Annotated in this window: 16 protein-coding genes; 5 read left to right on the top strand and 11 right to left on the bottom strand. The window is 54.9% G+C overall.

The window, feature by feature from the left end; all coding sequences use genetic code 11:
- Positions 1–160: 160 nt before the first annotated feature.
- Positions 161–3130, top strand: coding sequence for a T9SS type A sorting domain-containing protein (locus PK28_RS19215; protein ID WP_082017133.1), 2970 nt, complete (start codon positions 161–163; stop codon positions 3128–3130).
- 130 nt (positions 3131–3260) lie between these two features.
- A complete protein-coding gene (locus tag PK28_RS19210; RefSeq protein ID WP_082017132.1) occupies positions 3261–4214 on the top strand; it encodes an energy transducer TonB in 954 nt (317 codons plus the stop codon).
- 85 nt (positions 4215–4299) lie between these two features.
- Here PK28_RS19210 and trxA read toward each other — a convergent pair whose 3' ends face one another.
- The 4 genes from trxA to dnaE form a co-directional block, all read right to left on the bottom strand.
- Positions 4300–4629 (bottom strand): thioredoxin, encoded by a 330-nt coding sequence (trxA, locus tag PK28_RS14530; RefSeq protein ID WP_044515051.1) that lies wholly within the window; start codon positions 4627–4629, stop codon positions 4300–4302.
- Positions 4630–4863: 234 nt separating this feature from the next.
- Complete coding sequence (locus PK28_RS21000) at positions 4864–5043, bottom strand: hypothetical protein (RefSeq protein WP_231576176.1); 180 nt, start codon at positions 5041–5043, stop codon at positions 4864–4866.
- Positions 5044–5581: 538 nt separating this feature from the next.
- The gene (locus tag PK28_RS14525) at positions 5582–6982 is read right to left on the bottom strand and encodes a hypothetical protein (protein WP_044515049.1); all 1401 of its coding nucleotides are present in this window, start codon (positions 6980–6982) and stop codon (positions 5582–5584) included.
- A 177-nt stretch (positions 6983–7159) separates the two neighbouring features.
- The gene (gene dnaE / locus PK28_RS14520; RefSeq protein ID WP_410471229.1) at positions 7160–10882 is read right to left on the bottom strand and encodes a DNA polymerase III subunit alpha; all 3723 of its coding nucleotides are present in this window, start codon (positions 10880–10882) and stop codon (positions 7160–7162) included.
- A gap of 233 nt (positions 10883–11115) precedes the next feature.
- Here dnaE and PK28_RS14515 point away from each other — a divergent pair, with 233 nt between their 5' ends.
- Positions 11116–12237 carry a DUF4249 domain-containing protein gene (locus PK28_RS14515; protein ID WP_197070423.1) on the top strand — a complete coding sequence of 374 codons (1122 nt, stop codon included), beginning with the start codon at positions 11116–11118 and terminating at the stop codon, positions 12235–12237.
- An 83-nt stretch (positions 12238–12320) separates the two neighbouring features.
- On the opposite strand, the gene PK28_RS19205 is transcribed toward PK28_RS14515, so the two are convergent.
- The 7 genes from PK28_RS19205 to PK28_RS14485 form a co-directional block, all read right to left on the bottom strand.
- Positions 12321–13280 (bottom strand): LysM peptidoglycan-binding domain-containing protein, encoded by a 960-nt coding sequence (locus PK28_RS19205; RefSeq protein ID WP_048826088.1) that lies wholly within the window; start codon positions 13278–13280, stop codon positions 12321–12323.
- A gap of 29 nt (positions 13281–13309) precedes the next feature.
- Positions 13310–15538 carry a LysM peptidoglycan-binding domain-containing protein gene (locus PK28_RS14505; RefSeq protein WP_044515044.1) on the bottom strand — a complete coding sequence of 743 codons (2229 nt, stop codon included), beginning with the start codon at positions 15536–15538 and terminating at the stop codon, positions 13310–13312.
- 140 nt (positions 15539–15678) lie between these two features.
- Complete coding sequence (locus tag PK28_RS14500) at positions 15679–18498, bottom strand: TonB-dependent receptor (RefSeq protein WP_044515042.1); 2820 nt, start codon at positions 18496–18498, stop codon at positions 15679–15681.
- 104 nt (positions 18499–18602) lie between these two features.
- Positions 18603–19250, bottom strand: a complete 648-nt coding sequence (locus tag PK28_RS14495; RefSeq protein ID WP_044515041.1) for an O-methyltransferase — start codon at positions 19248–19250, stop codon at positions 18603–18605.
- 10 nt (positions 19251–19260) lie between these two features.
- Positions 19261–20493, bottom strand: a complete 1233-nt coding sequence (locus tag PK28_RS14490; RefSeq protein ID WP_044515039.1) for a M16 family metallopeptidase — start codon at positions 20491–20493, stop codon at positions 19261–19263.
- 79 nt (positions 20494–20572) lie between these two features.
- Positions 20573–21964 (bottom strand): hypothetical protein, encoded by a 1392-nt coding sequence (locus PK28_RS20520; protein WP_156126408.1) that lies wholly within the window; start codon positions 21962–21964, stop codon positions 20573–20575.
- Positions 21965–21999: 35 nt separating this feature from the next.
- Positions 22000–23058: a glycosyltransferase family 9 protein gene (locus PK28_RS14485; protein ID WP_044515036.1), complete on the bottom strand. Its 1059-nt coding sequence runs from the start codon at positions 23056–23058 to the stop codon at positions 22000–22002.
- A gap of 162 nt (positions 23059–23220) precedes the next feature.
- Here PK28_RS14485 and PK28_RS14480 point away from each other — a divergent pair, with 162 nt between their 5' ends.
- Positions 23221–24510: an aminopeptidase P N-terminal domain-containing protein gene (locus PK28_RS14480; protein ID WP_044515033.1), complete on the top strand. Its 1290-nt coding sequence runs from the start codon at positions 23221–23223 to the stop codon at positions 24508–24510.
- A 339-nt stretch (positions 24511–24849) separates the two neighbouring features.
- On the top strand, positions 24850–26328 hold the full coding sequence (locus PK28_RS21235) for an OmpA family protein (protein ID WP_082017130.1): 1479 nt from the start codon (positions 24850–24852) through the stop codon (positions 26326–26328).
- The last annotated feature ends 8 nt before the right edge of the window (positions 26329–26336 follow it).

Below are 26336 nucleotides of genomic sequence, written 5' to 3'. Positions count from 1 at the left end.
AAATTATTTACTTATTTTTATTTTGATGGAGAAAAAATATACATATTATTACATCAAATAGCCTTTATCCCAGCTGTTAGTGAATTTAGGGAATAAGGTTGTTCCGTCTGCTACTGAAGTAGGCGCTATTGGAGTTTTCTCATCCTTATTCACTATTTCCATGAATGCTACTTCTACTTCTCGGTTGGGTCGTGGGCTGATGGGGTTGGCTCTGCTGCTTCTGGGGCATACTGCCGCCTTCGCCCAAAATATTGGCGAATACCGTTCTTCCATTTCCAACAACCAGTCGGATTTTCTGAATACCGCTGGGTGGGAAGTGTATACCGCAACAGGCTGGAAACCGAATGGTACTACGCCCCTCAACCTCACAAAAACCTTTACTCTGCGCCATACCAAGACCTATTCTGATAACAGTAATAGCCTTGCTTTTGCGAAAATCATTGTGAAGAAGGAAACCAGCTCTCTGGTAGGCCAGCTTACTGTAACCGGAAAGCTGAATTGTACTAATGTGGTGGTAGATGGCGTTGGTGCAACCCTCTCCATCGACACTAAATTTGCCTCCTTCGGAACTACTTCCTTGCAGAATGGTGCCTTGGCTGTGCTGAAAAATTCTTCCGCCTTGGGCAGTATCAGCCTCAATTCAGCAGCTACTTTGCAAGTAACGGGAGTAAACCAGGGTATTGTGGCAGGGCCTATATCCGTGAGTGATGATGCCGAGCTTTCCATAACAGGAGCAGGCGCTTCTTTTTCTGACGTAACCGTAAATAGTGGAGGCCTGCTTACCATCCAAGCTGCTGCTACGCTTGCGGCTACGCACATTCTGGAGGGCGGCCTTATTCAACGCACTTCTCCGGCCATTTTAACTATTGCTGATAAAGCGGGGGTGGTAGATATGGAGCTGGATGGCCAGTGGATTGATAATGCTACCGCTACAGATATAGTAATGAACAGCGGCGCTACCATGGCAGTAGGGGCCACGGGGTACTACGTGTATGCCGCTAACGGCGGCAAGCTGCCACTGGCTACCTGGAATCCGACTTCCACGCTGGAAATAAATGGTATAAAGAACGTAGCAAAGTTTGCGGGGAATGATGGCCAGGCCTTCGGCAACATCATCTGGAATACGCCCAACTTTGCTGTAAGTAGCTCAGTTAATGTGTTTCTGCTCAATTCTTCCAACAACATGAGTATTGCCGGCAAGCTCAGTGTGCGTAGTACCGGGCAGGGAGAGCTAGAGCTGTTGGCTCCCAAAAACAGTCAGAATAAAACCATGAATATTGGTAGCTATGAGCAGTTGGGAGGCATTGTGAACGTGTCGTTAACGGGCTCATCTGCCGGTAGCCAAACAGTTAAGGTAGCCGGGGATTTTGACCTGAACGGGACCTTTAAAATTGCTAATTCCACTTCTACCGGTCCCGGTACCTTAATTGTAAGCGGCACTACCCACCTGCGTAGCAGCGCCAAGCTGATTGTAAGCGGCGGCGCCTCCAGCACCGATGCTGCCACCGGCGAGCTGCATGTACGGGGCAACCTGGTGATGGATAATAATAGCTCGCTGGAAGAAACAGCTTCCATCAGTAATGCCTCCACGGTGGCAAGCCTCATTTTTGATGGCGGAAAGCAGCAGGACTACATCAATACCAATAACAATGCTACCATACGGGGCCGGGTGAATGTTTCGGTTAATGCCGGGACTACGCTAAATATGGGTACTTATGAATTGCTGACGAACTCTACAACCACCGGTGGGAAATTTAACCTGAAAACGGGTGCTACGCTCATGATTGGCCATACGCAGGGCATCGCGAAGACTGGCAGCAAAGGCAATATTCAAACTACCGGCATACGCACCTTTAATGCCGGAGCTACCTATATCTATACCGGAGCTGGAGGTGCCCAGGTAACTGGGAGCGGCCTACCCAACAACCTGACCACCAATGGGGAGCTGGTAATAAACAATCCGGTAGCTAACGTTACGCTTAGTGAAGCCTTAACTATTCAGGGTATGCTTAGCCTGAAAAAGGGTAATCTGATAACGAATGGTGAGGTGCTTACGCTGGGAATTCAGGGTGCCTGGCAGGACGCCAGTGACAACAGCTATGTAGATGGCGCTATGCGTCGGGATGTTGGCAACTCTGCTACCATGTATACATTCCCAATTGGGAACACCGATGGGCTGCAGATAGCAGGCGTACGGCCGGAAAACACGGAGGTAGCCACGTTTGAGATGAATACCTATCGTTTTTCGCCACCTTCTTCTTCTTCTTTCGCAACCGGTTCCGGCCTGATGAAGGTAAGCAAGCAACAGTACTGGAATGTGCGCCGGGTAGCCGGTACGGGCAACGCCTTCCTGCGGCTCTACTATACCTTGCCTTACAGTGACATATCCGAAACAGCCGATGCTCAGAAAGATCTGCGCGTGGCCGGGTTCGATGGGTCATTCTGGCAGAGCTACGGCCAGGAAGCATTGCCCAATACCGTGGAGCGCTACCTTACCTCTGGTTCAGCCCTGCCCATTACCGCAGCCTTTACGCCCGTTACGTTTGGTAGTGGCTCCATGCGTAACCCCCTGCCCATTGAGCTGATCAGCTTTAAGGCCCGGCTGCTGCCTAACCAGAATGTGCAATTAACGTGGCAAACCGCCCAGGAGCGGGACTGCAAGAAATTTGAAGTGCAGGTTTCTACCGATGGTCGCACCTTCCAGGCCATTGGCACCTACCAGGCCCGGGGCGCCGCCACTTCTATTACCAGCTATGCGCACGTAGACAAAAATGCCTTCCTGGGCACGGAAACCACGCGCTACTACCGCCTGGAGCAGGTAGATAATGATGGCTCTGTTTATCAATTTCCGGTGGTAACAGTACATAGTGCCGCCCGGAATGTGCAGCTAACGGCTTGGCCGGTACCTGCTTCTGACCAGCTGACGGTTAGCTTCCGGGCGGTGCAGCCGCGCACGGCTATCCGCATTCTGGATGCTGCCGGCCGCTTGTGTGCCGAGCAGATAGCCGCTACCGAGACCAATACTACCACAGCCGTGCCCTTATCAGTAGCCAGCTTGCGGCGCGGTATATACTTAGTGCAAATTACTAGTGCTAACGGACTAGAACAGTTCCGCTTCGTGAAAGAATAAAACCGCTTTTCCGCCTTGCCGGGCCTTCCGGCAAGGCGGAAAACTTATTTTTGTGGTATCAGTATAAATCCATAAGCTGTGTTTAATACAATTTTGTATATTTAAGGGTTTCGTACTTAGCTGGGCGGCCATGAGAGCAATTATTACGGTCTTAATCATCTGGCTGCTGCCGCAATGGGGGCATAGCCAGAGTATGCCGGCCGTTTATCTCAATGACCAGGACGAGGAAACCATTCCCGACAGCGCCACCCACTACCGTATTATTGAGCGAAAGACAGAAGCCGGTTATGCCATGCGGGATTATGCCCTGAATGGTGTGCTGCTCCTGCGCGGCACCTTTCTCAGCACCGAGCCGCCCCTGCGCAATGGCATCTTCACCTGGTATCATCCCAACGGCTCCAAAGCCAGCCAGGTGCACTTTCATGATGATGAGCCCGAAGGCGTTTACGTGGCCTGGTATGACAACGGCAAAGTAAGTGAGCGGGGCCAGTATGAAGAAGGTCAGCGCGTAGGCCGCTGGGTAACGGTGCACCGGAACGGGCAAAAGCGCTCGGAGGGCCGCTACCTCTACGGCCGGCCGGTAGGCGAGTGGCGCTACTATTATAGCACCGGGCAACTGAGCTCCATTGAGTTGCTGGACCGCAGCAAAGGCCCCGCCCTCATCTTCTTTAACACCGATGGCTCCCCTTACGTAGGCAAGCTGCAGCGGCACGTAAAACCCGAATTCCCCGGCGGCGAAACCGCCCTGCTGGATTTCCTGGCCCGCAATACCAACTACCCCCGCGACACGCGCCGCAAAGGCATTTCCGGCAAAGTATACGTTTCCTACACGGTGGATGAGGACGGGCATGTAGGGCAGGTGCGCGTAGTGCGCGGTCTGGCTCCTGAGGCCGATAATGAGGCCCGCCGCGTGGTGGCCAGCCTGCCGCAGTTTCGGCCCGGCCGCGAGTACAATGTGCCCACGGCCGTTACTTACACGGTGCCTATTTCCTTTGCCCCCAACTTTAACCTGTTTGGTGGGGCACACCCGCCGCGCATTCTCCCAACCGAGGCGCAGGCCGGTTTCCCGGGGCCGCATTATTAAAGGATACCGAAAATGCCTGCCAACAAAAAGCCCTGCTCCGGAGAACGGAGCAGGGCTTTTTGTTGGTAGTGGATAAGGAAACAGCTTACGCCGTTACCTGCGCATCCAGCTTCTGTGCCAGTACGTGCTTTGGTACAGCACCTACCTGCTTATCTACTACCTGGCCGTTTTTGAACACCAGCAGCGTAGGAATGCTGCGGATGCCAAATTTGGCCGAAGTCTGCGGGTTTGCGTCTACGTCTACTTTGCCGATAACGGCTTTGCCTTCGTATTCCCCGGCCAGCTCTTCTACTACCGGACCTACCATGCGGCATGGGCCACACCACTCGGCCCAGAAATCCACGAGCACGGGTTTGTCGGAGTTGATGATCTGGTCGAAGTTGGCATCGGTAATTTCGATGGCTTTATGTCCCATGATAAAAGGGGTTTGTTGTGGTGACGTTGAAAATGCTTCTTACGAAGCTTAGGTCTGCAAGGTAGCAGATTGCGGTTCAAACAAGGAGCGCGCCGGAAAGTTCAGTCGGCCAGTTTGGCAGCCGGTCTACTGGAGTAAACAAGATTATCAACTCCTATATACCATGTCTAGCTGGTGTTCGGGCAAGGAAGCCAGTCGATGCAAGTCAAGATAACCAGCTTACATAGTTGATGATTATGCTGAGAAAAGCTGGATAATAATCACTGTTAACTTATATAATGCACCCAAAACCACCAAAAAAGCAACAATACCTAGTGCTGGGCTAACAGGAAATAGAACCAGACCTAGTACCGTAAAAATGGCTATGGCGGCTAAAATACCTATGATTTTTAAGCTTATGAATACGATATTCAAGGCGAAAGCAGACGGAGAAACGCGTTTCTGAATAGCTAAGTGTTTTCTAGTATAAGTATGTGTGTTCTTGGATGCGGCAACAGCAGGTGCTAAATATTTGCTATAAGCTTGTATTCTTTTAGCCGGTATCCTTTTGCGTGAGGCGGGCTGCACTTTCTGGGCTACTGGCAGATTTGAATCCGACAAACTATGGCGCCCGGAAAAGCAGATGGCCGCATCTGACTTAAATGAGTAGAGGGGAGTGGCGCCCTTTAACAATATTGGAGGTGTAGAGCGGCAACTGACTAGTCCGCAGCTTAACGTTATGGCAAACACACTGAATAATAGGGTAGCAAATTTTAGCATTATACTATAAGTTACGAAGCCATGAATGGCGTAATTACTTACATTTTGCAAGTGTTTACGCCATTCATGGCTCTCATAAGCAAGCCTAAAATCAGCTGGCAGGCCTCAATTTCCATTTCCCCGCTGATGGTAATGCGTATAGCTTCTGAGGTAAAATCAGCCGAGGCTATTATCTGACCGGAAGTCAAAGCGCTTATCTGGATGGAGCCACGTGAAGCTTGTCCAGGGCGTTAAGGTCAGCTTCGCCTTGATTGCTCGTTATCCATTGCCAGGTAGGCGAACCATAGGTGGTCGCAACAGAAATTTTCAGATAGTTGGGCCGGGCCGCGTCCGGCACCAGCAGCTGACAAGTATTAGCAACCGGCAAACCCATACAGAGCTGCATCATGCGGGCATAATAGGGCCACCGCACCTGCAGGTATTCATTGGGGCGTAGCTGGCCCACTTCTTTGCCTTCCAGAAATATGGCAACCGGTTCCACTGAAGTATCAGCCTGGCGGTAGATATACACGGAGGCCGTATCGGCGCGGGCGGGGTAGGGGCGTAACGGGTCCGGAAAGGGGGCAAGCTGGCCCGTGCGCATATCAAGGGCAAAAGGCATTGGTTCGCCGGTGTGGTCTGAGGTACTCATGGTGGCTACACCAAGTACTCCTGTGCGGGCATAAGCCTCTGTTCTGGCACGCTGATAGCCCACATCCAGTGGCTTTTCGCCAATAAGGGTGAAGAAACTGCCTTGCCTTGCCAACGGAAAATACTGCTTTCCCTGCTGCACATACATCTGTTGGCCATCCGAAAAGCCCCACACCATTTTATCAATGGACAGACGCTTGCCTCGGCTATCAGTGATTTCCGCCCGAATCCGGGCTACACCCTGCCACAGTCCCCGCGCGTTGACGCCGGGCAAGCGCGGCGAAATGGTGTCTGTGCGCACAAATAGGGTAGTATCGGGAAGGTTGGCCAGAAACTGTTCGAAGTTGTAATACACGCCCCGCCGCGGCGCCTTCCGTAAAATGGCTGGCAATGACTGTTTCTTTCCCGTAGGCTGGATAGCCACCGGATTATCGGTGGCCAGTTGTGCGAGGGAGCGGGCCGCCGATAGTCTGGCGTGGGCCCAGTCCGAGGAAGTTAGTTGAAAAAGGCAGTTCTGAAGCAGCCGGGAAATGTGCACTGCATGCTGGGCGGTGGTTTCCATGGCCCGCGCAGAGGTGCGGGCTGCCACGCTCCGCACAAAATGGTAGCCATCGGGCAGGTGCTCGTACACATCGGCCGCCAGATCGGCGCTGGCTACTTCTGACATTGCCTTCTCTATTTGTTCACTAACCCGAAGCTGGCGCAGACATAGTACCACGGCATGGTCGCCGGGGCGGGCAGGCAGTTGCTGCTGTAAAAAAGCCGTTAGTTCCGTTTCCAGGCCCTGCCGGAAGAGTACGGCCGCTACCCGGTTATTCAGGCCACGGTGTACCAGACCAATGGGTGGGCGCCCGGGCCGCCCGTCTACCACCTGCTCTACTTGTAATTGCCGCTCCGGCAGCAAAAGCTGTTGCCCATTCAGATCTAGGTAATACACCTGCGCCTGCACACGGCCGGCAAGCAAGCAGCAAAGAGTTAAGGGGAACACATACCGCCAAAATCGCACAGACAATAGCATCAGCTAATAAGTAGAGTAGGATAGAGAAAAAAGTAAAATAAGCCTGCTAAGTACATTAAAAGCGGCTTGCGAACCATGCTCACAAGCCGCTTTTGCTATAAAAAATGCAGTGGTGCGAAAACGCTAAATCAGCTGGCAGGCCTCAATCTCCATTTCCCGCATCTTCCGGATAAACTCTTTGGGCTCGATGCGGTAGCGGCGCGAGTACATATCCACGGTCATATGTTCGTGGGGCTCGGCAAACTTAATTTCCAGCTTCTTGGAGCCCGCACAGCCTTCCACAGCCTCCATAAAACGGTCCATAAACGGCTCCGTAATGGTGCGCAGGTCCAACTGCACGCGCACGCCGTTGGCCAGCTTTTCGGCCACGTTAAACAGCGGCTCCATGGTCAGAATCTTGAATTCAAACTGGTCGGAGTCGCGGAAGCGCTGGGCGTACTTGCCCCGGATATACATGGGCGGCACCTGCTCCTTGTCGTAGTTGCGGGGGTTAATGATGCTGCTGAAACGGGTATAATCGTCGCGGAAGAGCGCCAGGTTCAGGGAGGATTCGTAGTCTTCCACCGTGAACGACACAAAGGGCTGACCCGTCTTGGTGGTCTTGAACAGCACGTTGGTAATCAAACCCGCCACCGTTACCTCGCGGTTTTTGTAGCTCTCCACTTTGTCCAGCCCACAGGTGCAGTAGGAGTCAATTTCCAGCTTAAAGTCATCCAGCGGGTGGCCCGAGAGGTAAAAGCCTATTACCTCCTTCTCGCGGCGTAGTACCTCGGTGGCTGCCCAGGGCTCCATGTCGGCCACTTTGGGCAGCGGCATGGCTACGGCCCCAAAGGCACCACCGCCAAACAGGCTTTGCTGCGCCGAGTCCTGGTCGGCCTGGAATTGCTGGCCCATTTTTACCGCCTTTTCAATCAGGTTCTGGTCGCCGGCCGGCGCTTCCAGAAACTGCCGGCGGTGGTAGCGCTCAAACGAGTCAAAAGCACCTGATAAAGCCAGGCTTTCAAACGTCTTCTTATTCACAGCCCGCAGGTTCACCCGCTTCGAGAAGTCGAAAATATCTGTGAACGGGCCCTTTTTGCCACGCTCCTGCACAATGCTTTCAATGGCTGCTTCGCCGGCGCCCTTCACCGCCGCCATGCCAAAACGAATCTGCCCCTGCTTGTTCACGTTGAACTTCAGGATAGATTCGTTCACATCGGGACCCAGTACGGGCACGCCCTGCTTGCGGGCTTCCTCAATAAAGAACGTCACCTTCTTGATGTCGCCCATGTTATTGGTGAGCACCGCCGCCATGTACTCGGCGGGGTAGTTGGCCTTCAGGTAGCCGGTCTGGTAGGCCACCACGGAGTAGGCAGCGGAGTGGGAGCGGTTGAAGCCGTAGGCCGCAAACTTCTCCATCACGTCGAACACCTCAGAGGCTTTCTTGGCGGGGATGTTGTGCAGCTTCTTGGCGCCTTCCACAAACTTTTCCCGCTCCTGGGCCATCTTTTTCATATCCTTCTTACCCATGGCGCGGCGCAGCAAATCGGCGCCACCCAGGGAGTAGCCGGCCAGAATCTGCGCGGCCTGCATAATCTGCTCCTGGTACACCATAATGCCCTGGGAGTAGTTCAGAATGGGCTCCAGCAGCTCGTGGGGGTATTCCACCGCTTCGCGGCCGTGCTTGCGGTTAATGAAGTTCGGGATAAACTGCATGGGGCCCGGCCGGTACAGGGCGTTCATGGCAATCAGGTCCTCAATGTTGGTGGGCTTGAGGTCCTTGAGGTACATGCGCATACCCTCCGACTCGAACTGGAACGTACCAATGGTATCACCGCGCTGGTACAGCTCGTAGGTTTTCGGGTCGTCAATCGGAATTTCGTCGATGTCGATTTTGATGCCGTGGTTCTGCTCAATCAGGTTGATGGCATCCACGATGATGGTCAGGGTTTTCAGCCCCAGGAAGTCCATCTTCAGCATCCCGGCACTCTCAATCACCTTGCCATCGAACTGCGTCACCAGCAGGTCCGAGTCCTTGGAAGTGGAAACGGGAATGTACTTGGTGATGTCGTCGGGGGCAATGATAACGCCCGCAGCGTGAATGCCGGTGTTGCGTACTGAGCCTTCCAGCTGGGTGGCCAGGCGCAGAATCTGGCCGCGCAGGTTATCCGGGGCCTCGTCGCGCCGGATCATATCCAGCTCCTGGTTTTCGGCAAAGGCTTTAGTCAGGGTAGTGCCTACCTGGTCGGGCACCATCTTCACCAGGTCGTTGGCCTGGGGCAGGGGCAAATCCATGGCGCGGGCCACGTCCTTAATGCTGGACTTGGCGGCCATGGTACCGAAGGTGATAATCTGGGCCACCTGCGTTTTGCCGTACTTATCCACCACATAGTCAATGACTTTCTGACGGTTCACGTCGTCAAAGTCAATATCAATATCGGGCATGGACACCCGCTCCGGATTCAGGAAACGCTCAAACAGCAGCGAATACTTTATCGGGTCGATGTTGGTGATGCCGATGCAGTAGGCCACCGCCGAGCCCGCCGCCGAGCCCCGGCCCGGGCCCACGGCCACGCCAATGTTGCGGCCGTGGTTGATAAAGTCCTGGGTGATGAGGAAGTAGCCTGCGAAACCCATGGTTTCAATCACGCGCAACTCGTAGTCCAGGCGCTCCTCAATTTCCGGCGTGCGCTCCGAATAGCGCCGTTTGGGGCCTTCAAAAGCACCTTTATAAGTGAGGTAGCGCAGGAAAGCGTCGGCCGTGGGGTGCTCCGGAGGCAGGGGGAAGTTGGGGAGCAGAATATCACGCTGCAGCTTGGGCGGCGTGATTTTATCTACAATTTCATTGGTGTTGTCTACGCTTTCCGGCACGTCCCGGAACAGGCGGTTCATTTCCTCCTGGGTCTTGAAGTAGAACTGGTCGTTGGGGAAGCCGAAGCGGGCGCGGGGCTTGGGCATCTGGGCTTCCTCATCAATACGCATCAGCTGCCGCCGAATCTGGTCGTCGGAGCTGGCCAGGGGGCGCAGGTTGTCCAAGTGGTCATACAGCACCTTTTTCTCCTGCGACATCAGGCGGAAATACTTGGTCTGAAAGTCGCCTACCGGAATGCTGTGTTCCTCGCCGGTATTCACGCACAGCAGAATATCGTGCGGGGCAAAGTCGGTCTGCTCCACGTAGTGGGAGTCGTTGGTGCAGATAACCTTGATGTTGTATTTCTGGGCCCAGCGCAGCAATACCTGGTTGAGGTCTTCCTGACTTTTGCCGGTGTTGTCGATGTTCTTGAGCCCGTGGCGCTGAATCTCCAGATAGTAGTCGTCGCCAAACACATCCAGCCACCACTGCAGCATTTTCTCCGCTTCTTCTTCTGATTTCCAGAGCAAAGCCTGCGGAATCTCAGCGCCAATGCAGCAGGAAGTAGCAATCAGGCCCTCATGGTACTGCAGCAGCAACTCCTTATCAATACGCGGATACTTACTGTACACGCCTTCAATAAAGCTCATGGAGCAAAGCTTGGCCAGGTTCTGGTAGCCGGCCTGGTCCTTGGCCAGCAGCAGCTGGTGATGGCGCACATCCCGCTCACCCTTTTCCCGGCTAAAGCTCTTTTTGTGGCGGTCTTCTACCAGGTAAAACTCGCAGCCCACAATGGGCTTCACGTTGTACTTATTCGCCTCGGCCACAAAGTTGAAGGCGCCAAACATGTTGCCGTGGTCAGTGAGGGCCACGGCAGGCATCCCATCGGCCTGGGCCTTCTTCATCAACGCCGATATGCTGGCCTGACCATCGAGAAGGGAGTATTGCGTGTGGCTGTGGAGGTGCGAGAAAACGGGCATGGGCAAGGTGTTTTCCGCCATTAGGGCGGGAAGCATCAGGTAAAGTTACCACTGGCGCGTGGGAAAGGAAAGTTGGAAAATCAGTGCTTTTTCCGTAATCACAGTTGCCCACGCCAATTGCCATAGTCCCAGAACTATGGCTTGGCAAGCACCTCATGAAGTAGTTGCCTTTGTGGAAGAGGAGCATACTATATTTGGCAGTCGTTTTAAGATTTTCCCCGATGTGTAGACTGGGCCTATTGCGCTGGTATTCTGCTTGCTTGCTATTAGTGTGTTTAACAGGATGCCTGGATCCATTTGAGCCAGATGTGAAAGGCGGCCAGTCGCTTTTGGTGGTAGATGGGCATATCAATAGCCAGGGCGTAACCACCATCCGCCTTTCCCGCAGCATAGATCTGGCGCAGAAAAGCGCGGCTCCCGTAGAAAGCAATGCTACGATGTACATTGAAGATGAAGCGGGCACGCGGTACCTGCTGCGGGAGACCAAACCGGGTACGTATGCATCGGACACCCTGGACCTGCCCGCCCGCCAGCGGGTACGGCTGCATTTTACCACGGCCAAGCAGCGGGAATATGCCTCGGACTATACCCCGGTGAAAACTACCCCCGCCATCGATTCTGTCTCCTGGCGTCTTGCCAATGGGGGCGTACAAATAGCTGTGAATACCCATGATGACACCCAGCAGTCGGGCTATTACCGCTGGGATTATGAGGAAACCTGGGAGTTTACGTCCGCTTTTGTTTCGCGCATCGAACTCAAGGCCGGGCAACTGACCACGCGCTTCGAAGACATTTACCACTGCTGGGCCACAGAAAACTCCCCGGCTATCAAGCTGGGCTCTACCAAAAAGCTGAGCCAGGATGTAGTCTCCGAGCTTCCGCTCACGCTCTTACCCAGCAACTCAACCAAGCTGCAACGGAAGTACAGCATTCTGGTGAAGCAATATGCCCTCACAGCCGAGGAATACGGCTATTGGGAGCTGTTGCGCAAAAACACGGAAAACATCGGGACTCTGTTTGACCCCTTGCCTTCCCAGCTCACGGGCAATGTGCATTGCCTGACCGATGCTTCCGAAATCATCATTGGTTTTGTAGGAGCGCAGACAATGAGTGAGCGTCGTATTTTTATCGATACCGGGCAGTTACCGCGCAACTGGTCTTTTGCCACCGGTTATGAAACGTGTGTGCTGGATACCTTGTACCGCCCCCATGAAAATCCCCCGCCCAAGATAAAACCTATTCCAACGCAGTTTTTTGCTAATGTGAGCTATACACCTATTGAAGAGTACTATATCGATGGGGACCCTTACGTCTATTATTTGTACTCATCTACTGATTGTGTGGACTGCCGCAAGCGCGGCACAAACGTAAAGCCCAGTTTCTGGCCATAAGTCAGGCAAGTTTTAATAAACGAAAACCGCCCACCAAAGCCCTAGAGGGAATTGGTGGGCGGTTTTGCCTTAAAGGAACAGTTCTATAAAACAGCGTTGATCAGTAACACTTCCCCAATCTTCACGCCATCCTCCGTTTTATGATTCCAGGCGCGCATTTGCGCGGGTTTCACATGGTACTGCCGGCAAATACCAAACAGCGTCTCGCCTTTCACTACGGTATGCCGCTTTACTACCGGCATAGAAGTAGCAGCAGGAGTACTGGCAGCAGTGTTTAAAACGGCCGGTTTAGTTGGCGCTTCCTGGGGCGCGGCCGTGGCTTTCACCGGCGCGGCCTTGGTGGCCACTGGCTTAGTGCCGGCCGCATTGGTGGCAGTAGGTTTAATAACAGCGGGCGCAGTTTGCTGAGCTTTCGGCACGGGGTTAACGGCAACCCCGGACTTGGGGGGGGCGGAAACAGCTGTAGCTGCTTTCACCGGCGCCGGTGCGGTGGCGTTAGCAGTAGCCGCCACTTTGGGAGCGGGCGCAGTGGTGGGTGCAGTCAGGTTAGCGGCTGCCACGGCTGGTTTGGCAGTGCCCATGAAACCGGCGGCCTGCAGCCGCTCAAAGGCGGTTTTAAGGGCCGGGTTTTTGGCTGCTCTTGCGTTGAAATCCCGGTACTGGGGGCTGCGCTGCAGGGTTTGGATCTCCACCTGCCAGGGCTGCTGGCGCAGGCGCTGGGCCAGTAGGTGCTGCTGCTCGCGGGGCAGGCTGGCGGTGTAAAAGCTCAGGCGCTTATTCAGGGCAGGCACTTCTACCAAAGCGGCTTCAATCAGCTGCACCGCGCGGGCATCATTCGGCTCAAAATAAATATTGTGTAACTGCCGCACGCTGGTCTGCACCAGTCCCGTCATCACACGCACAGAGTCTTCGGAGAGGGCCGGTAAAGTAATTGGGGCCGCCACCGAAGGAGCAGAAGCCGGGGCCGGCTGCTGGGCCTGCGCCGACAGCGTAGCCGCCGACAGACCAGTAAAAAGCAGAAAGAAGCGGGGAGAAAAACGCATGATAACAGTAGACAGCCGCCAGATGCAGCTTATTTGGCAGGCTTAATTTCCAGCTTATCGCCGGGTTTTACATTGAAGTCAGGCTTGTTATTCCACTCCATAATCTGCTTGATGGTGACGCCGTACTTGCGCGAAATGCTGTACATCGACTCCCCCTTAACCACCGTGTGCTGTACTGAGGGCACCACGGCCGGAGCCACGGCGGCTGTTTCCGAAGCCGTCACAACTTCCTGATCGGTAGCGGGTGCTACTACACGCAGCGTCTGGCCAATGCGCAACGAGGGATTCTGAGGCAGATTATTCCAGGTAATGAGCTCCGCCGGGCGCAGGCCGTAGCGCCGTGCCACACTGTACAGGCTTTCTTTGGGCTGCACCACGTGCATACCATTGGCCGGAACCGGCTCAACCGCCGCTGGGGTTTGCGCCGCTGTGGGGGGCACCACGGCAGCAGTAGGCGTGGCAAGCGGAACTGGCTGCGCCGCCGGCTGAGGGGCTGGAGTAACAACGGGAGCCGGTGCCGTAGCCACCGGAGTGACGGCTATTGCTTCCTGCGGAGCCGGGGTGGCTGACTGAACAGCCTCCTCTTCTACAGGTGTTGGCTCATCGGCTACCGGGGCAGACGGCGGCAGGTTGCGCTCATTCTGCGTGCCGGTATAAATGGTGCGGTTTACTGGGGCAGGCTTGGGTGCCGGAGCAGGCGCCACTACGGGCGCCTCAGCAGCTTCTTCGGCTACGGCCTCCTTTTTCTTGATAACCGCAGGAGGAGAAGCCTTGGCGACAGGCTTGCCGGTCGGCCTTTTAAGCAGCCGGCTCAGGCGCGAAGTAACCGAGGTGCTGTCGGTTTCCTCTTCGGCATCGGGGCTGTCGTCGAGCACGCGCTGGCCGGAAGCGGTGCGGCCGCTGTATACGTCGGTGTTATCCTCGCGGGGCGAGCGGGCCGGCGCTGCGGCAACTGCCGGAACGGCCGACTGCTCAAAGGCTGCCAGGGCCGCCGGGTTATTCACGGGCAGATATTCTACCGCCGTTTCGCGGGGGCGGGTGTGCTGCAGCCAGAGCAGACGGCCGGGGCGCAGCTCTTCGTTGCGGGCCATGCGGTTTTTGCTCCAGATGGCTTTGGAGCGCACGCCATACTTCTGCGATACGGCCGCTACCGTCTCGCCGGGCTGGGCTATGTGATATTCCACCGCCGCTTTGTCGCGCTTTTTCTGCACGAAATAAGCCTGGCCGGGCGTGATGTTATCGAACAGGAACAAGTCGTTGTACTGCATCAGCTTGCGCACCTTCAAGCCGGCGCGCTTGGCTAGGCTTTCCTTGGTGTCGCCGGGCAGGGCAATGAGGGCCCGCAGCCCGTTGATACGAACAAAATCCGCGTTTTCCGGGTCGGTCTGGGGCTTGTGAATCAGCTCGGTGGCCACCTGCTTTTGCTGCACGGCCATGGCCGTCAGCTGGAGCGGATCGGTGACGGGTACCACGAGCGTGTAGCTGCGGCCGGCGGGCACGGTGGCGCCGGCCAGCAGCCAGCGGTTATGGCGGGCCAGCTCCTCGGGGCTGGTGTGCAGCAGCTCTGCTACCTGGGCCAGCTGCTGACCGGCTACGGCCGGAAACTCCTGCAGCTGCAATGCCGGCTTGGGGTTTTGTCCGCAGGCAGGCTCATAGGCCACTTTGTGGGCCAGGAAAGTGAGAATATACGGGTGCGTCTTCTCCGAAACTTCCATTTCGGTGGCCCCGGCATCGGTGGGCAGCGTGTAGGGGCGGGCGCCACTCAGGCCCAGGTTATAGCTCAGCAGGGCATTCAGCCAGTTACGGTAAGTGCCGTTGCTGCGCACCAGGTACTTGGCGGCGGCCCGGGTAGCGGCCAAAATGTGCTTGCGCTCATCTACCACCTCGTTCACCAGCAGCCCAAAATCCTGCGCCGATTCGCGCTTGAACTGCCAGTAACCTACGGCATCATGAATACTTTGCGCATCACCCTGCAACCCACTTTCCTGCAGGGCCAGAAAGTGAAAATCCAGCGGAACTCCTTGCTCCTGCAGGGCCCGGTCAATCAGCGGGAAATACGCATCGGCCAGGGCTACGCGGTTCTGGAAGGAGGTGGTGTGGCGGCGCAAGGCGTCTACTTTCTGCTGCACCACGGCACGGCCACCGTCGGTCAGGCGCACGTGTAGGCCACCCAGGTATAAATCGGCCGGAACCGGAACAGTTTGCGCCTGCAGGAGGTGGGGCAGCAGGCAGATTAGAGCGAGTAATAGTTTTTTCATCGGCAAAAAGAAGGCTAGCAACGCCTGGTCTGCATAAACAGCCCACGTTGCTAGCCTCCAAAATAGGCGAAATATCCCGTTTTCGGGGAATTTGCTCCACAAATGCAACTATTCCCGGCTTCTGTACCGCGGCGCGCCCGTTAGGGCCGGGCCGGCGCCGGGCCGCGGCCGGTATTGCGCAGGTTGTAGGTAAACATCAGCATGAAATACCGCTGCAGAATATCGGTGCGCACGTCCTCAATATAGGTTTCCGTAGTATTGCGCTGAATGCTGCGGTTCTGGCCCAGCAAGTCGAAGGCGTACAGCTTCAGCTCACCCTGCTGTTTGGCAAACAGCTTTTTGCCCAGGCTGGCATTCCAGAGCACATACTGCTGGTTGAAGCCGGCCGTCAGTCCCCGGTTGGCCTGGTGCGTCACGTCGGAGGCCACGGTAATGCCATTGCCAATAATCCAGTTCAGGCGGGCCCGCGAGTTCTGCACAAAGTAATTGGTGTTCAGCTGCTGCTGCAGGGTGTTGCGCACAAAGCTCAGGTTGGAATTAGAGGACAAAGTGAAGTCCAGCTTCTCGCTGATGTTGCTGCTGAGTACCACGCCCGCGCCCAGGGCCGGCGTTTGCGCGTAGTTGAGCGCCCCATTAATCAAGCCCGGCGTGCGCGAATACGTGGCCGAGGCGTTCAGATTCAGGTTGGATTTGATGACGGTCAGCGGCACGCCGTAGTTCAGGAAGGAGCGCAAGGAGAACTGCCTGTCCAGGTTTACGGGGCGCGTAAGCTGGGCACCGGCCGGCAGCGTTACGCTTTCATTCAGCACACTGTCCCGGGTAGAAATAAGCGTGCTGTTACTGATGGGGTTTTGCGTGTACGATCCGCCAATCAGCGCAAAGAAGTTGGTGGATTTCTCGGGTTTTGCTGCCGAATAGCGCAGGAACAGGTTGTGCTGATACTCCTGCTTCAGGGCCGGGTTGCCGGTAGTGAGCTGCAGCGGATTCGCATTGTTCACTACTTCCTGCAGCTGGCTGATGCTGGGTGGGGAAGTGTTGGTGCGGTAGTTCAGGCGCAGGTTTTTCTGCTGCGTGAGCTTGTACTGCAGCATGGCCGTGGGCAGAGCGTTCAGGAAGGTATACTTCCCGGTGGAAATTAGCGGAAATTCCTGGTCGCGGCTAAGCGTGGCCCGCTGCACGGATACGCCCACCATGGCCTGAAACTGCTTGGTCTGGCGGCGGTAGCTGGTGCCCAGTGCCTGCGTGAGGTAGGCGTTGGTAAACACGTTGCTCAGGGCCGTATCGGGAATAGTATAGCTCTGGCTGTCCTCGTTCAGGTTATAGGTGCGCTTGTCGGAGTTGCTGGGTGCGTAGCGCAAATCGTAGCTGGCCTGCAGGAAGTCCTGCCTGGTAAGCGGCTCGGAATAGTTGATGCTGGAAGCCAGATTCCAGCCGCTCTGTGTGAGGCGGGAGAACTGGTCCAGGTTGGCATCGGCTAGCGTGGAGTTGGTAGTAACAAGGGTGCTGGTGCCATTCTTATCGTTGTAGCCCGTGCCAGCGCTAATGGAAAGCGTGCGGCCGGGCTTGCCAAAGCGGTGGCGAAACAGCAGATCATTGTTGAAGTTGATGCCGTTGTATTTAGAGCCATAATTGCTGGTGAGGTTGCTCACCGGCGTTTCACCGTTCAGCGTCTGGCCCAGCAGGTTGTTGCGGCCATCGTTAAGCTGATAGGAGAAACGCGGCCGCCACAGCAGCGAGTTCATGGAGTCAATCTTGTAGTCCAGCCGGAAGTTGAGCCGATGGTTGGTGTTGTGGCTGTTGCTGATGGAGTTTTCCGTGTAGTTCTGGTCGGCGGCCGAGGGAAGAATATATTGGCGGAAGGTGTTGCTGCCCAGGTCGTTGTTGTTGCGGTTGAAAAAGTAGCTGCCGGTTACTTCCAACTTCTGGCCCCATTTATCGGCGTAGTTAATGCCCAGCGCGTGCGTGGTATTGATGCCGTTGTTCTGGTTGGTCAGAAAGTCGTTGGCGCCGCCACCGCCCTGGCCTCCGCGTCGGCCACCCCCACCGCCCCGGGGGCCCCCACCGCCACCGCCGCGCCGGCCGCCCTGCTGGGAGTTGCCCACCACGCCCAGCAAATCCTCGGTGCCAAAGTTCTGCTCGTTCACGTTATTGGACTGCGCCACCACGGAAATGCGCCGGTCGCCCTGGAAGGAGTTGATGTTGCCGCTGGCCCGGTACCGCTCCGGTCCGCCGCCCACGCTGATGCGCCCAAACTGCCCGTTGCGGAATTCCGCCTTGGTGACGATGTTGATAGTTTTGGCCGCGTTGCCATCATCAATACCCGAGAACTGGGCCTGCTCGCTTTTCTTGTCGAAGACCTCAATCTTATCAATTACCTCGGCCGGAATATTCTTGAGCACGGCGCTGGCATCATCGCCAAAAAACTGCTTGCCATCTACCAGCACCTGGCGCACGTCTTCGCCCTGCGCCTGCACCTTGCCATCTACCACCGTTACGCCGGGCATTTTGGTAATCAGGTCCTGGGCATCGGCATCGGGGTTGGTTTTAAAGGCCTTGGCGCTGTACTGGGCGGTATCGCCCTTTTGCACGGCCGCGGCGGCCCGGCCCACTACCTCCACATTTTTAAGCGTAATGCCCCCGGCGCGTAGCACCACCGGCCCCAGCACCACCGGCTGGCTGCCTACCTGCACGGTGCGGCGCAGCGTTTGATACCCCAGAAAAGAGGCCGACAGCACATAAGGGCCCGGCGCCACATTAGCCAAAGTGAAATTGCCGCTGGCATCGGCGGCGGTGCCTTGTTTTACGGAATCGGGCAGGTGAATTAGCACCACGTTAGCCCCGCCGAGCGGCGTTTGGTCGGCGCCATCTACTATGCGCCCGCTCACGGAGCCGGTTTGCGCAAAAGCCGTAGTGAAGGCGGAAAAAACAAGAACTAGAAAGAGGTAAACAGATTTTTGCATTGCATCAGGAACAGGCCACATGGGATACAGACACGGGAATTCGGGTTCCGTTTAACGGATCCGGTAAAAAATGGCTAAGTATCAGAATGCCAACGATATAAAAATCAGCGCTTCCGAATCATCAGAATTCCGTCGCGCACGGGCAGCAGCACGTTTTCCACCCGCTCATCCTGCTGCACTTTGTCGTTAAACAGGCGCAACGCCTGGGTATCCTTGTCCGAGGGGCGCACCTGATGGGAGGGTAGCACTTTGCCACTCCAGAGCACATTGTCTACCAGAATGAAGCCCCCCGGCCGTACCTGCGGCAACACCAGCTCATAGTAGGCATCGTTGTTAATCTTGTCAGCATCAATAAACACCAAATCCCAGGTTTCGGCCAGCATAGGCAGCACCTGTAGCGCCTCGCCAATGTGCAGGTGAATGCGCCCGGTCAGGCCCGCTTCCGCCACGTAGCGGCGTATCCGGTCTTCCAGCTCGGGGTTTTGCTCAATGGTGTGCAGCTCGCCATCGGCCGTCAGTCCTTCGGCCAGGCATAGCGCGGAATAGCCGGTGTAGGTACCCAGCTCCAGCACGCGGCGGGGGCGCACCATGTGGCTGAGCATGCTCAGCAGCCGGCCCTGCAGCTGCCCCGAGAGCATGCGCGGAGCCAGCACCTGCACATGGGTTTCGCGGTTGAGGCGAGCCAGCAGGGGCGTTTCGGGCGAGGTATGCTGGTCGGCGTAGGCCTGCAGCTCGTCGGAGAGGAAGTCCATAAATGCGAAATTACTCCGGCAGGTACTGCAGCATGCTCAGGTTGTCCTCGCGCAGGATATCATTGGCCAGCTCCTGCAGCTCCGTGGACGTTATGCGCTTTACCCGCTCAAAAATTTCATTGAGCGACTCCACGCGGCCCAGATCCAGGGTGCTTTTGCCCAGGAGCTGCATCAGGCCGCCGTTGCTTTCTTCGGCCATGGCCAGCTGACCCATGAGCTGCTCTTTGGACGTGTGCAGCTGCAGGCCGCCCAGCGGCGTGGTGCGCAGCTTCTTCAGCTCTTTCTGAACCAGGGAAATGGTGCGGTCTACCTGCTTTTTCTCGGTGCCGAAGTAGATGCCGAACAGGCCGGTATCGGTGTAGGGCGAGTAGGTAGAGTCGATGGTATACACCAGGCCGTATTTCTCGCGCACGGCCAGGTTCAGGCGGGAGTTCATGCCGGGGCCACCCAGCAGGTTGCTCAGCATGAAAAACGGAATGCGCCGCTCGTCTTCAATAGCATAAGCCGGGCCGCCAATCAAGCAATGGGCCTGCGTAATGGGCTTGCGCTCCACCCGGTCGATGCGCTGGTAGTGGCCAAACGGGGTGCGGGCGTGGGTGCCCAGCTGCGCCTGCAGCGGCGCCAGGTATTTATCAGCCAGCCGCTTTACTTCCTTGAAAGGCAGGTTGCTGACGGAGCTGAAGATAAGCCGGTTGGTGCGCACATTCTGGCCCAGAAACTCCCGAAAATCACCTTGCTGAAAACCACTCACGCTTTCCTTGGTGCCCAGAATATTGTGGCCCAGGGAATGATTGCCAAACACCACGGCGTCGAAATCATCGATGATGGCGTCTTCGGGGGCATCGTGGTACATGGCCATTTCTTCCAGAATCACGCCGCGCTCTTTCTCAATTTCTTTTTCCGGAAAAACGGAATGAAAGGTCAGGTCCGTCAGTAGCTCAAAAGCGCGCTCAAAGTGGGTGCTGAGCAGGGAAGCGTAAAAGCAGATTTTCTCCTTGGTGGTGTAGGCGTTCAGCTCGCCCCCCACGGTTTCCAGCCGGTTCAGGATGTGGAAGCTTTTGCGCTTTTCAGTGCCTTTGAAAGCCATGTGCTCCCAGAAGTGCGCCAGACCCTGCTGCTCCGGCTTTTCATCGCGCGAACCGATATCCAGCAGGAAGCCGCAGTGCGCAATTTTGGTGTGCAGAACTTGTTTATGCAGAACCCGGATGCCGTTAGGCAGCTCGTACAGGTCGTAATCAGACATTATTAAAGAGCTTTTGAAAAAAATGTAATGTGAAATATATATTATTAAATATTAATTTATTTGAATATATAAAATGTTGTTAATCACATTTTTTTGTGGCTTGTATATTTGATGAGCCTGTTTTAAATGAATAAGGTTTATTAGATATAGGTAGGATGGTTTTTAATACTGAGTTAGTTGCTTTTGTTGTTAAATTTATTGAGTTTATAGTTAATGGAATTTTAGAGTCATTTGATGCGCAGCTTTTTGGATTGCTGGATTTAACCTTAATTACTCTAAAGCTGATTGGGACCCCGCCATTTATGGGTGCCATCAAATTGCCCAAGAAATAACGATATAATCCCTGTGTATTCAATAATCTTCCATAATCAGCAGTCCATTTTCCATCAGGGTTCATTTCTATGCAGCTAGCATTTTCAGGTTGTGAATTGATGTTAAATTCAGTATAATATAGACCTTGTGGTAATATAGTGTTATTTACATAATTAGGGCTTTCGCCAACCATTCCAACAGTACCATTCTCTGATACATATACTCCTCCCGTACGTGTAAATAATCCGGCAATCGACAGGGATTTAAGAAGATTAAGTTCTCTGTCTAAATGAATAAATAATGAATTATCACTATCTGATATAGCTATAGAGTTGTCTTGCATTGCAAATATTTTAAAATTAATTCTTGAAAAGTTTACGTAAGGTTCGTTAATTGTTATTTCGATATTTTTAACGATGTTCTGTTGATTTAATTCGGTTAAAATAATTGTTTTGTTTGTATTTGATAGAGTTCCTCCTAAAACTAATACATTGCCATTTTTTAATTGCGCTGAAGAAATTGGATTCCCTGGGTATTCATATGAGTTCAAGTATTCGATTTTACCTTGTGAGTCAACTTTTCCCGAAACTAAGAAGCGTTTTTCTGATTTTTCGTCAAATTCAGTACAAGTTATAATGCAGCCGTTGTCAATAGTGGAATGTATGGAATTATAAAGGACTCCTTGCCCATTGTTATCATTTGTTAAAACATGACTATTATCAACAACTCCATTAGCATCTAAATGAGATAAAATACCATACCCAGCAATCCAGCAGCCACCATCAGGAGTAGCTGCTAAATCAGTTGTAAAATTAAATAACGATTTGGTTGTCAGTACTTTGCCGGTTGTATCAACACGCGTTAAAAGAGCAGTGTACCCCGAAGCATTTTCATTTAGTCCTATCCAAAAAGGTTGATCAGTGCCATAGCTACTGAAGGCAAATTGCTTTGTGCCTACTAAACCTGCTGCTCCAGGTACTGCAGTAGGCTCTGAGAAAACAGCGCGAAACCCTGATACTTTTTCAGTAATCTTTGGAGCATTCGGTTGAGGATTTGCTGCTTTCTCATTGCAGCTAACGCATACAATTAATGCTGTGTATAACAGTAAAATATGAAAATAGTTAACACAGATATTTCGCTCTTCAGTTACTACTGGCATAAAATGGTTGAATTATATTTTTTTTGTAAAAAATATTACTTGTCGCAAGCTAATAAGTGAATTGAATTATGAATCTCCGCTTCGGCCAGCACAGCCAGCAGCTGGCTGGTCTGGATGCCGTGCGCGCAGTGGAAGTGGTTGAGCGGGCACTTGCGGTGGCCATGCAGGCCGCAGGGTTGGCAGGCCAACTCTTCCTCCAGCATCACCACCCGCGCAAACGGGCTCAGCGGCCCAAACCCGAAGTAGGGCACCGTGGAGCAGTACACCGCGCAGGTAGGAGCGCCTACCGCCGAGCACAGGTGCATGGGTGCCGAGTCGTTTACATAGTTGAGCATGGCCCCGCGCATGAGGGCGGCGGAAGCCAGCAGGGAAAGCTTGCCGGCGGTATTATATACGTGTGGCCGGTTGCTGCGCTCCAGCAGCTGCTGGCAGGCGGCTACATCAGGTGGGCCGCCCAGTAGAAACACGGTATAGCGGGGTGGCAGCGCGGCCAGCAGCTTTACCCACTGCTCCTCCGGAAACTGCTTGGTAAACCAGACGGAAGTAGGGGCAATACAGATATAAGGACTGTCCCCGGCCAGGCTGGCCACCTGGGTGGCGGCGGCTTCATCGGCGGCGGTAGGGTAGAGGCGGGGGGGCGTAAGCGGACCTTCGTAAGCCGGGTCCAGCAGGTGCAGGTTGCGCGATACTTCATGGATGCCGGCCCCAATCAGGTGCGGAATGGCCATGGTAAAGCGGGAGCAGAACGGGTTTTTATCGAAGCCGATGCGCTGCGGAGCCCCCGAGAAGGCCGTGAGAAAACCCGTGGAGGCAAAGCGCTGCAGGGTAATAACCCGCTCGTACTTCGTCTGCCGGATTTGCTTCAGCAGCTGCCACAGGCCACGGTATTTGGCTTTTTTCTTATCCCACACCAGCACGTTGCGCACGTGCGGGTGGTTTTGCACCAGACCCTCATTGCCTTTGCGGACCAGAAAATCTACCGGCGTGTCGGGCTCCGTTTGGTGCAGGTGCTCCAGCAGGGCCGTGGCCAGAATGACGTCGCCGATAAAGGCAGTCTGAATCAGCAGAACAGCACGGGAAGAGGCGTCGGACATCGATAAAGTGCAAGAAAGCAGGCTGCAAAGATACAACTAAGCTATTGTTTTTGCGGCAGCCGCCCAAGCCCGGGGCTCTTCATTGTGCGCGTCATTCTTCTAACTTGCAGCCCCCGCCTTCGTGGCACGTCTTTGTAGCTCTTTTCACTATTCCGCCCTCCTATGCGTTACGGCTCCATCGATCCGCAGCTTTTCATCCAGAACCGCCGCAATTTTACCCTACTGCTGCCCCCGGCATCGATGGCCATTTTTCAGGCCAATGATGTGATGCCGACCAATGCCGACGGCACCATGCCGTTCCGGCAGAACAACGACTTGTTTTACCTGTCCGGGGTAGATCAGGAGGAAAGCATTCTGCTGCTGTTCCCGGATGCCACGCTGCCCCAGCACCGCGAAATTCTGTTCCTGAAGGAAACCAGCGAGCATATTCTGGTGTGGGAAGGCTATAAGCTGACCAAGGACGAGGCCCGCGCGCAGTCCGGCGTGAAGTCCATCATGTGGCTCGACTCTTTTCCCTCGGTGCTGATAGCCCTGATGAACGAGGCCGAAAACGTGTACCTGAACACCAATGAGCATATCCGGGCCGTGGTGGAGGTGGAAACGCGTGATGCGCGCTTCGCTAAAAAAATCAAAGCAGATTATCCGCTGCACAATTACCGCCGCGCGGCTCCGCTGATGCACCGCCTGCGGGCCATTAAGAGCGAGGAAGAAATCCGGCTGATGCGCCAGGCCTGCAACATCACGGAAAAGGCCTTCCGCCGCCTGCTGGGCTTTGTGAAGCCCGGCGTGATGGAGTATGAAATTGAGGCCGAGCTGTACCACGAGTTCCTGCGTAATGCCTCGCGCGGCCCGGCCTACGGCAGCATCATTGCCTCCGGCGCCAACGCCTGCATTCTGCACTACGTCAGCAACGACCGGCAATGCAAAGACGGCGACGTCATCCTGCTGGACTTTGGTGCTGAGTACGCCAACTACGCCGCCGACCTGTCCCGCTCCATTCCGGTCAACGGCACCTTCACCAAGCGCCAGCGCCAGGTGTACGATGCCGTGCTGCGCGTAATGAAGTTTGCCACCTCCCAACTGGTAGCCGGCAACAACATTGAGGACTACCACGCCGCTGTGGGCCGCACTATGGAGCAGGAGCTCATTAAGCTGGATTTGCTGAACGAACAGGACGTGCGCAACCAGGACCCCGCCGCCCCGCTCTACAAGAAGTACTTCATGCACGGCACCTCCCACTATCTGGGCCTGGATGTGCACGATGTAGGGTTTAAATATCGCCCCTTCGAGGCCGGCATGGTGTACACCTGCGAGCCTGGTATTTATATCCGGGAAGAGGGCCTGGGTATTCGCCTGGAAAATGATATTCTCATTACCAAAACCGGCAATGAGGACCTGATGAAAAATATCCCGCTGGAAGCCGACGATATTGAGCGCCTCATGCGCCGCTAATCCTGGGCTTACCAGAAGAATATTAAGCCTAAATCACCCCTGGAAGACGCTTGTAAGTACAAGCGTCTTCTTTTTTTATCATTTATTTTTATTGACTTTCTACGGGATTGAATTTACCCTTGGAAATAACAGTGCAATCAACCGTTCTTCAATTATTTTAAATATAAAATGTTGAATATGTATGGATTGAGGGCCGAATAATGCCCGGTATAATGGTGTTTGGCCACCTCGGGAGCAACTTTATTTGGCAAGGAAGGGTATAGGCGGATAGTTCGGATATGCTATACCCAAACGGTGGCGGCTCCCGCCTGTGCAATTCTTCCACCTAATTTCGCCCCTATGAAACACATTTTAGCAACCTCAACTCTCTTGGGTCTGACGCTCCTGGCGGCTGCCCCCAAGACCGAGGCGCAAACAGCCGACCGAAAGACGGCTATTGGCCTCAACGTCAGCGCCATGCAGTACAAAGGTAACTTCGGTTCCGACTACTGGAAGTTCGGTGAAAACAAGTACGCGCCCGGCCTCACCATTAGCCGCTACCTGACCCCCGGTCTGGACCTGCAGCTGAGCGGTAACTACGTAGAGTTCAAGAAGACGGCTCCTGCCGGCCCTAACCTCTACGGCAGCACTTTCGCTACCAACGTAGTAAACGTGAATCTGGGCCTGAAGCTGAAGCTGAACAACGGCTGGGCTATGAAGGAAGATTCCCCCATTCAGCCCTATCTGCTGCTGGCTCCCGGGCTCACGTACCTGAGCCGCGAAGGCACCATCAACCGCGACAACCAGGTTATTAATACGGCCGAAGACAAGAACCACTTCGATGTGTTCGGTGCCGCTGGTATCAACTTCCAGCTGGGTGAGTCGGTAGGTTTGTTTGTGCAGACCGGCCAGCACTTCCCGCTGGGCGCCAACATTGACGGCGACCCTTCCCGCGACGATAACAAGATTGATGACCGTTTCCTACAGCACACCGTGGGCCTGAACATTGCCCTGGGCAAAGCCAAGGATACTGATGCGGATGGTGTTCCGGACCGGAAAGATAAATGCCCCGGCACCCCCGCCGGTGTAGCCGTAGATGAAGCCGGCTGCCCCCTGGATGGTGACAAGGATGGTGTACCGGATTACCAGGATAAGTGCCCCACGGAAGCCGGTACGGCTGCGCTGGAAGGCTGCCCCGACCGTGACAACGACGGCGTGCGTGACTCCGAAGATGAGTGCCCCGACCAGGCCGGTACCGCTGCTCTGCGCGGCTGCCCCGATGCCGATAACGACGGCGTAGCTGACAAAAACGATAAGTGCCCCGATACCCCCGCTGGTACGCAGGTAGACGCCGAAGGCTGCCCCCTGAACCTGGATAAGGACGGCGACGGTGTGCCAGACAACCGTGATAAGTGCCCCGGCACGCCCACCGGTGCCCAGGTAGACTCTACCGGCTGCCGCGTAATTGACCCCGCTCTGTTCAATAAGGTGAAGCCAGTGCAGTTTGAAACCAACAGCACGGTTATTAAGCGCAGCGCTTACCCCACCCTGGACAACATGATTAAGATTCTGGAACTGTACCCTGAGTACAGCCTGCGCATCTCGGGCCACGCCGATAGCCGCGGTACCGATGAGTACAACCAGGGTCTGTCGGAGCGTCGTGCAAACTCGGCCAAGCGCTACTTCACCAACAAGAAAGTAGATCCAAACCGCGTAACCACGGAAGGCTTTGGTGAGTCGATGCCAGCTGCGCCGAATACCTCGGCGAAGGGCATGGCGAAAAACCGCCGCGTAGAATTCAAGTTTGAGTTCTACATCCCCAGCCAGCCACAGCCCTAACCGGCCCG

The sequence above is a fragment of the Hymenobacter sp. DG25B genome (assembly GCF_000801315.1).
In the GTDB taxonomy this organism is placed as follows: domain Bacteria; phylum Bacteroidota; class Bacteroidia; order Cytophagales; family Hymenobacteraceae; genus Hymenobacter.
This window is presented reverse-complemented; position numbering and strand designations above follow the sequence as displayed.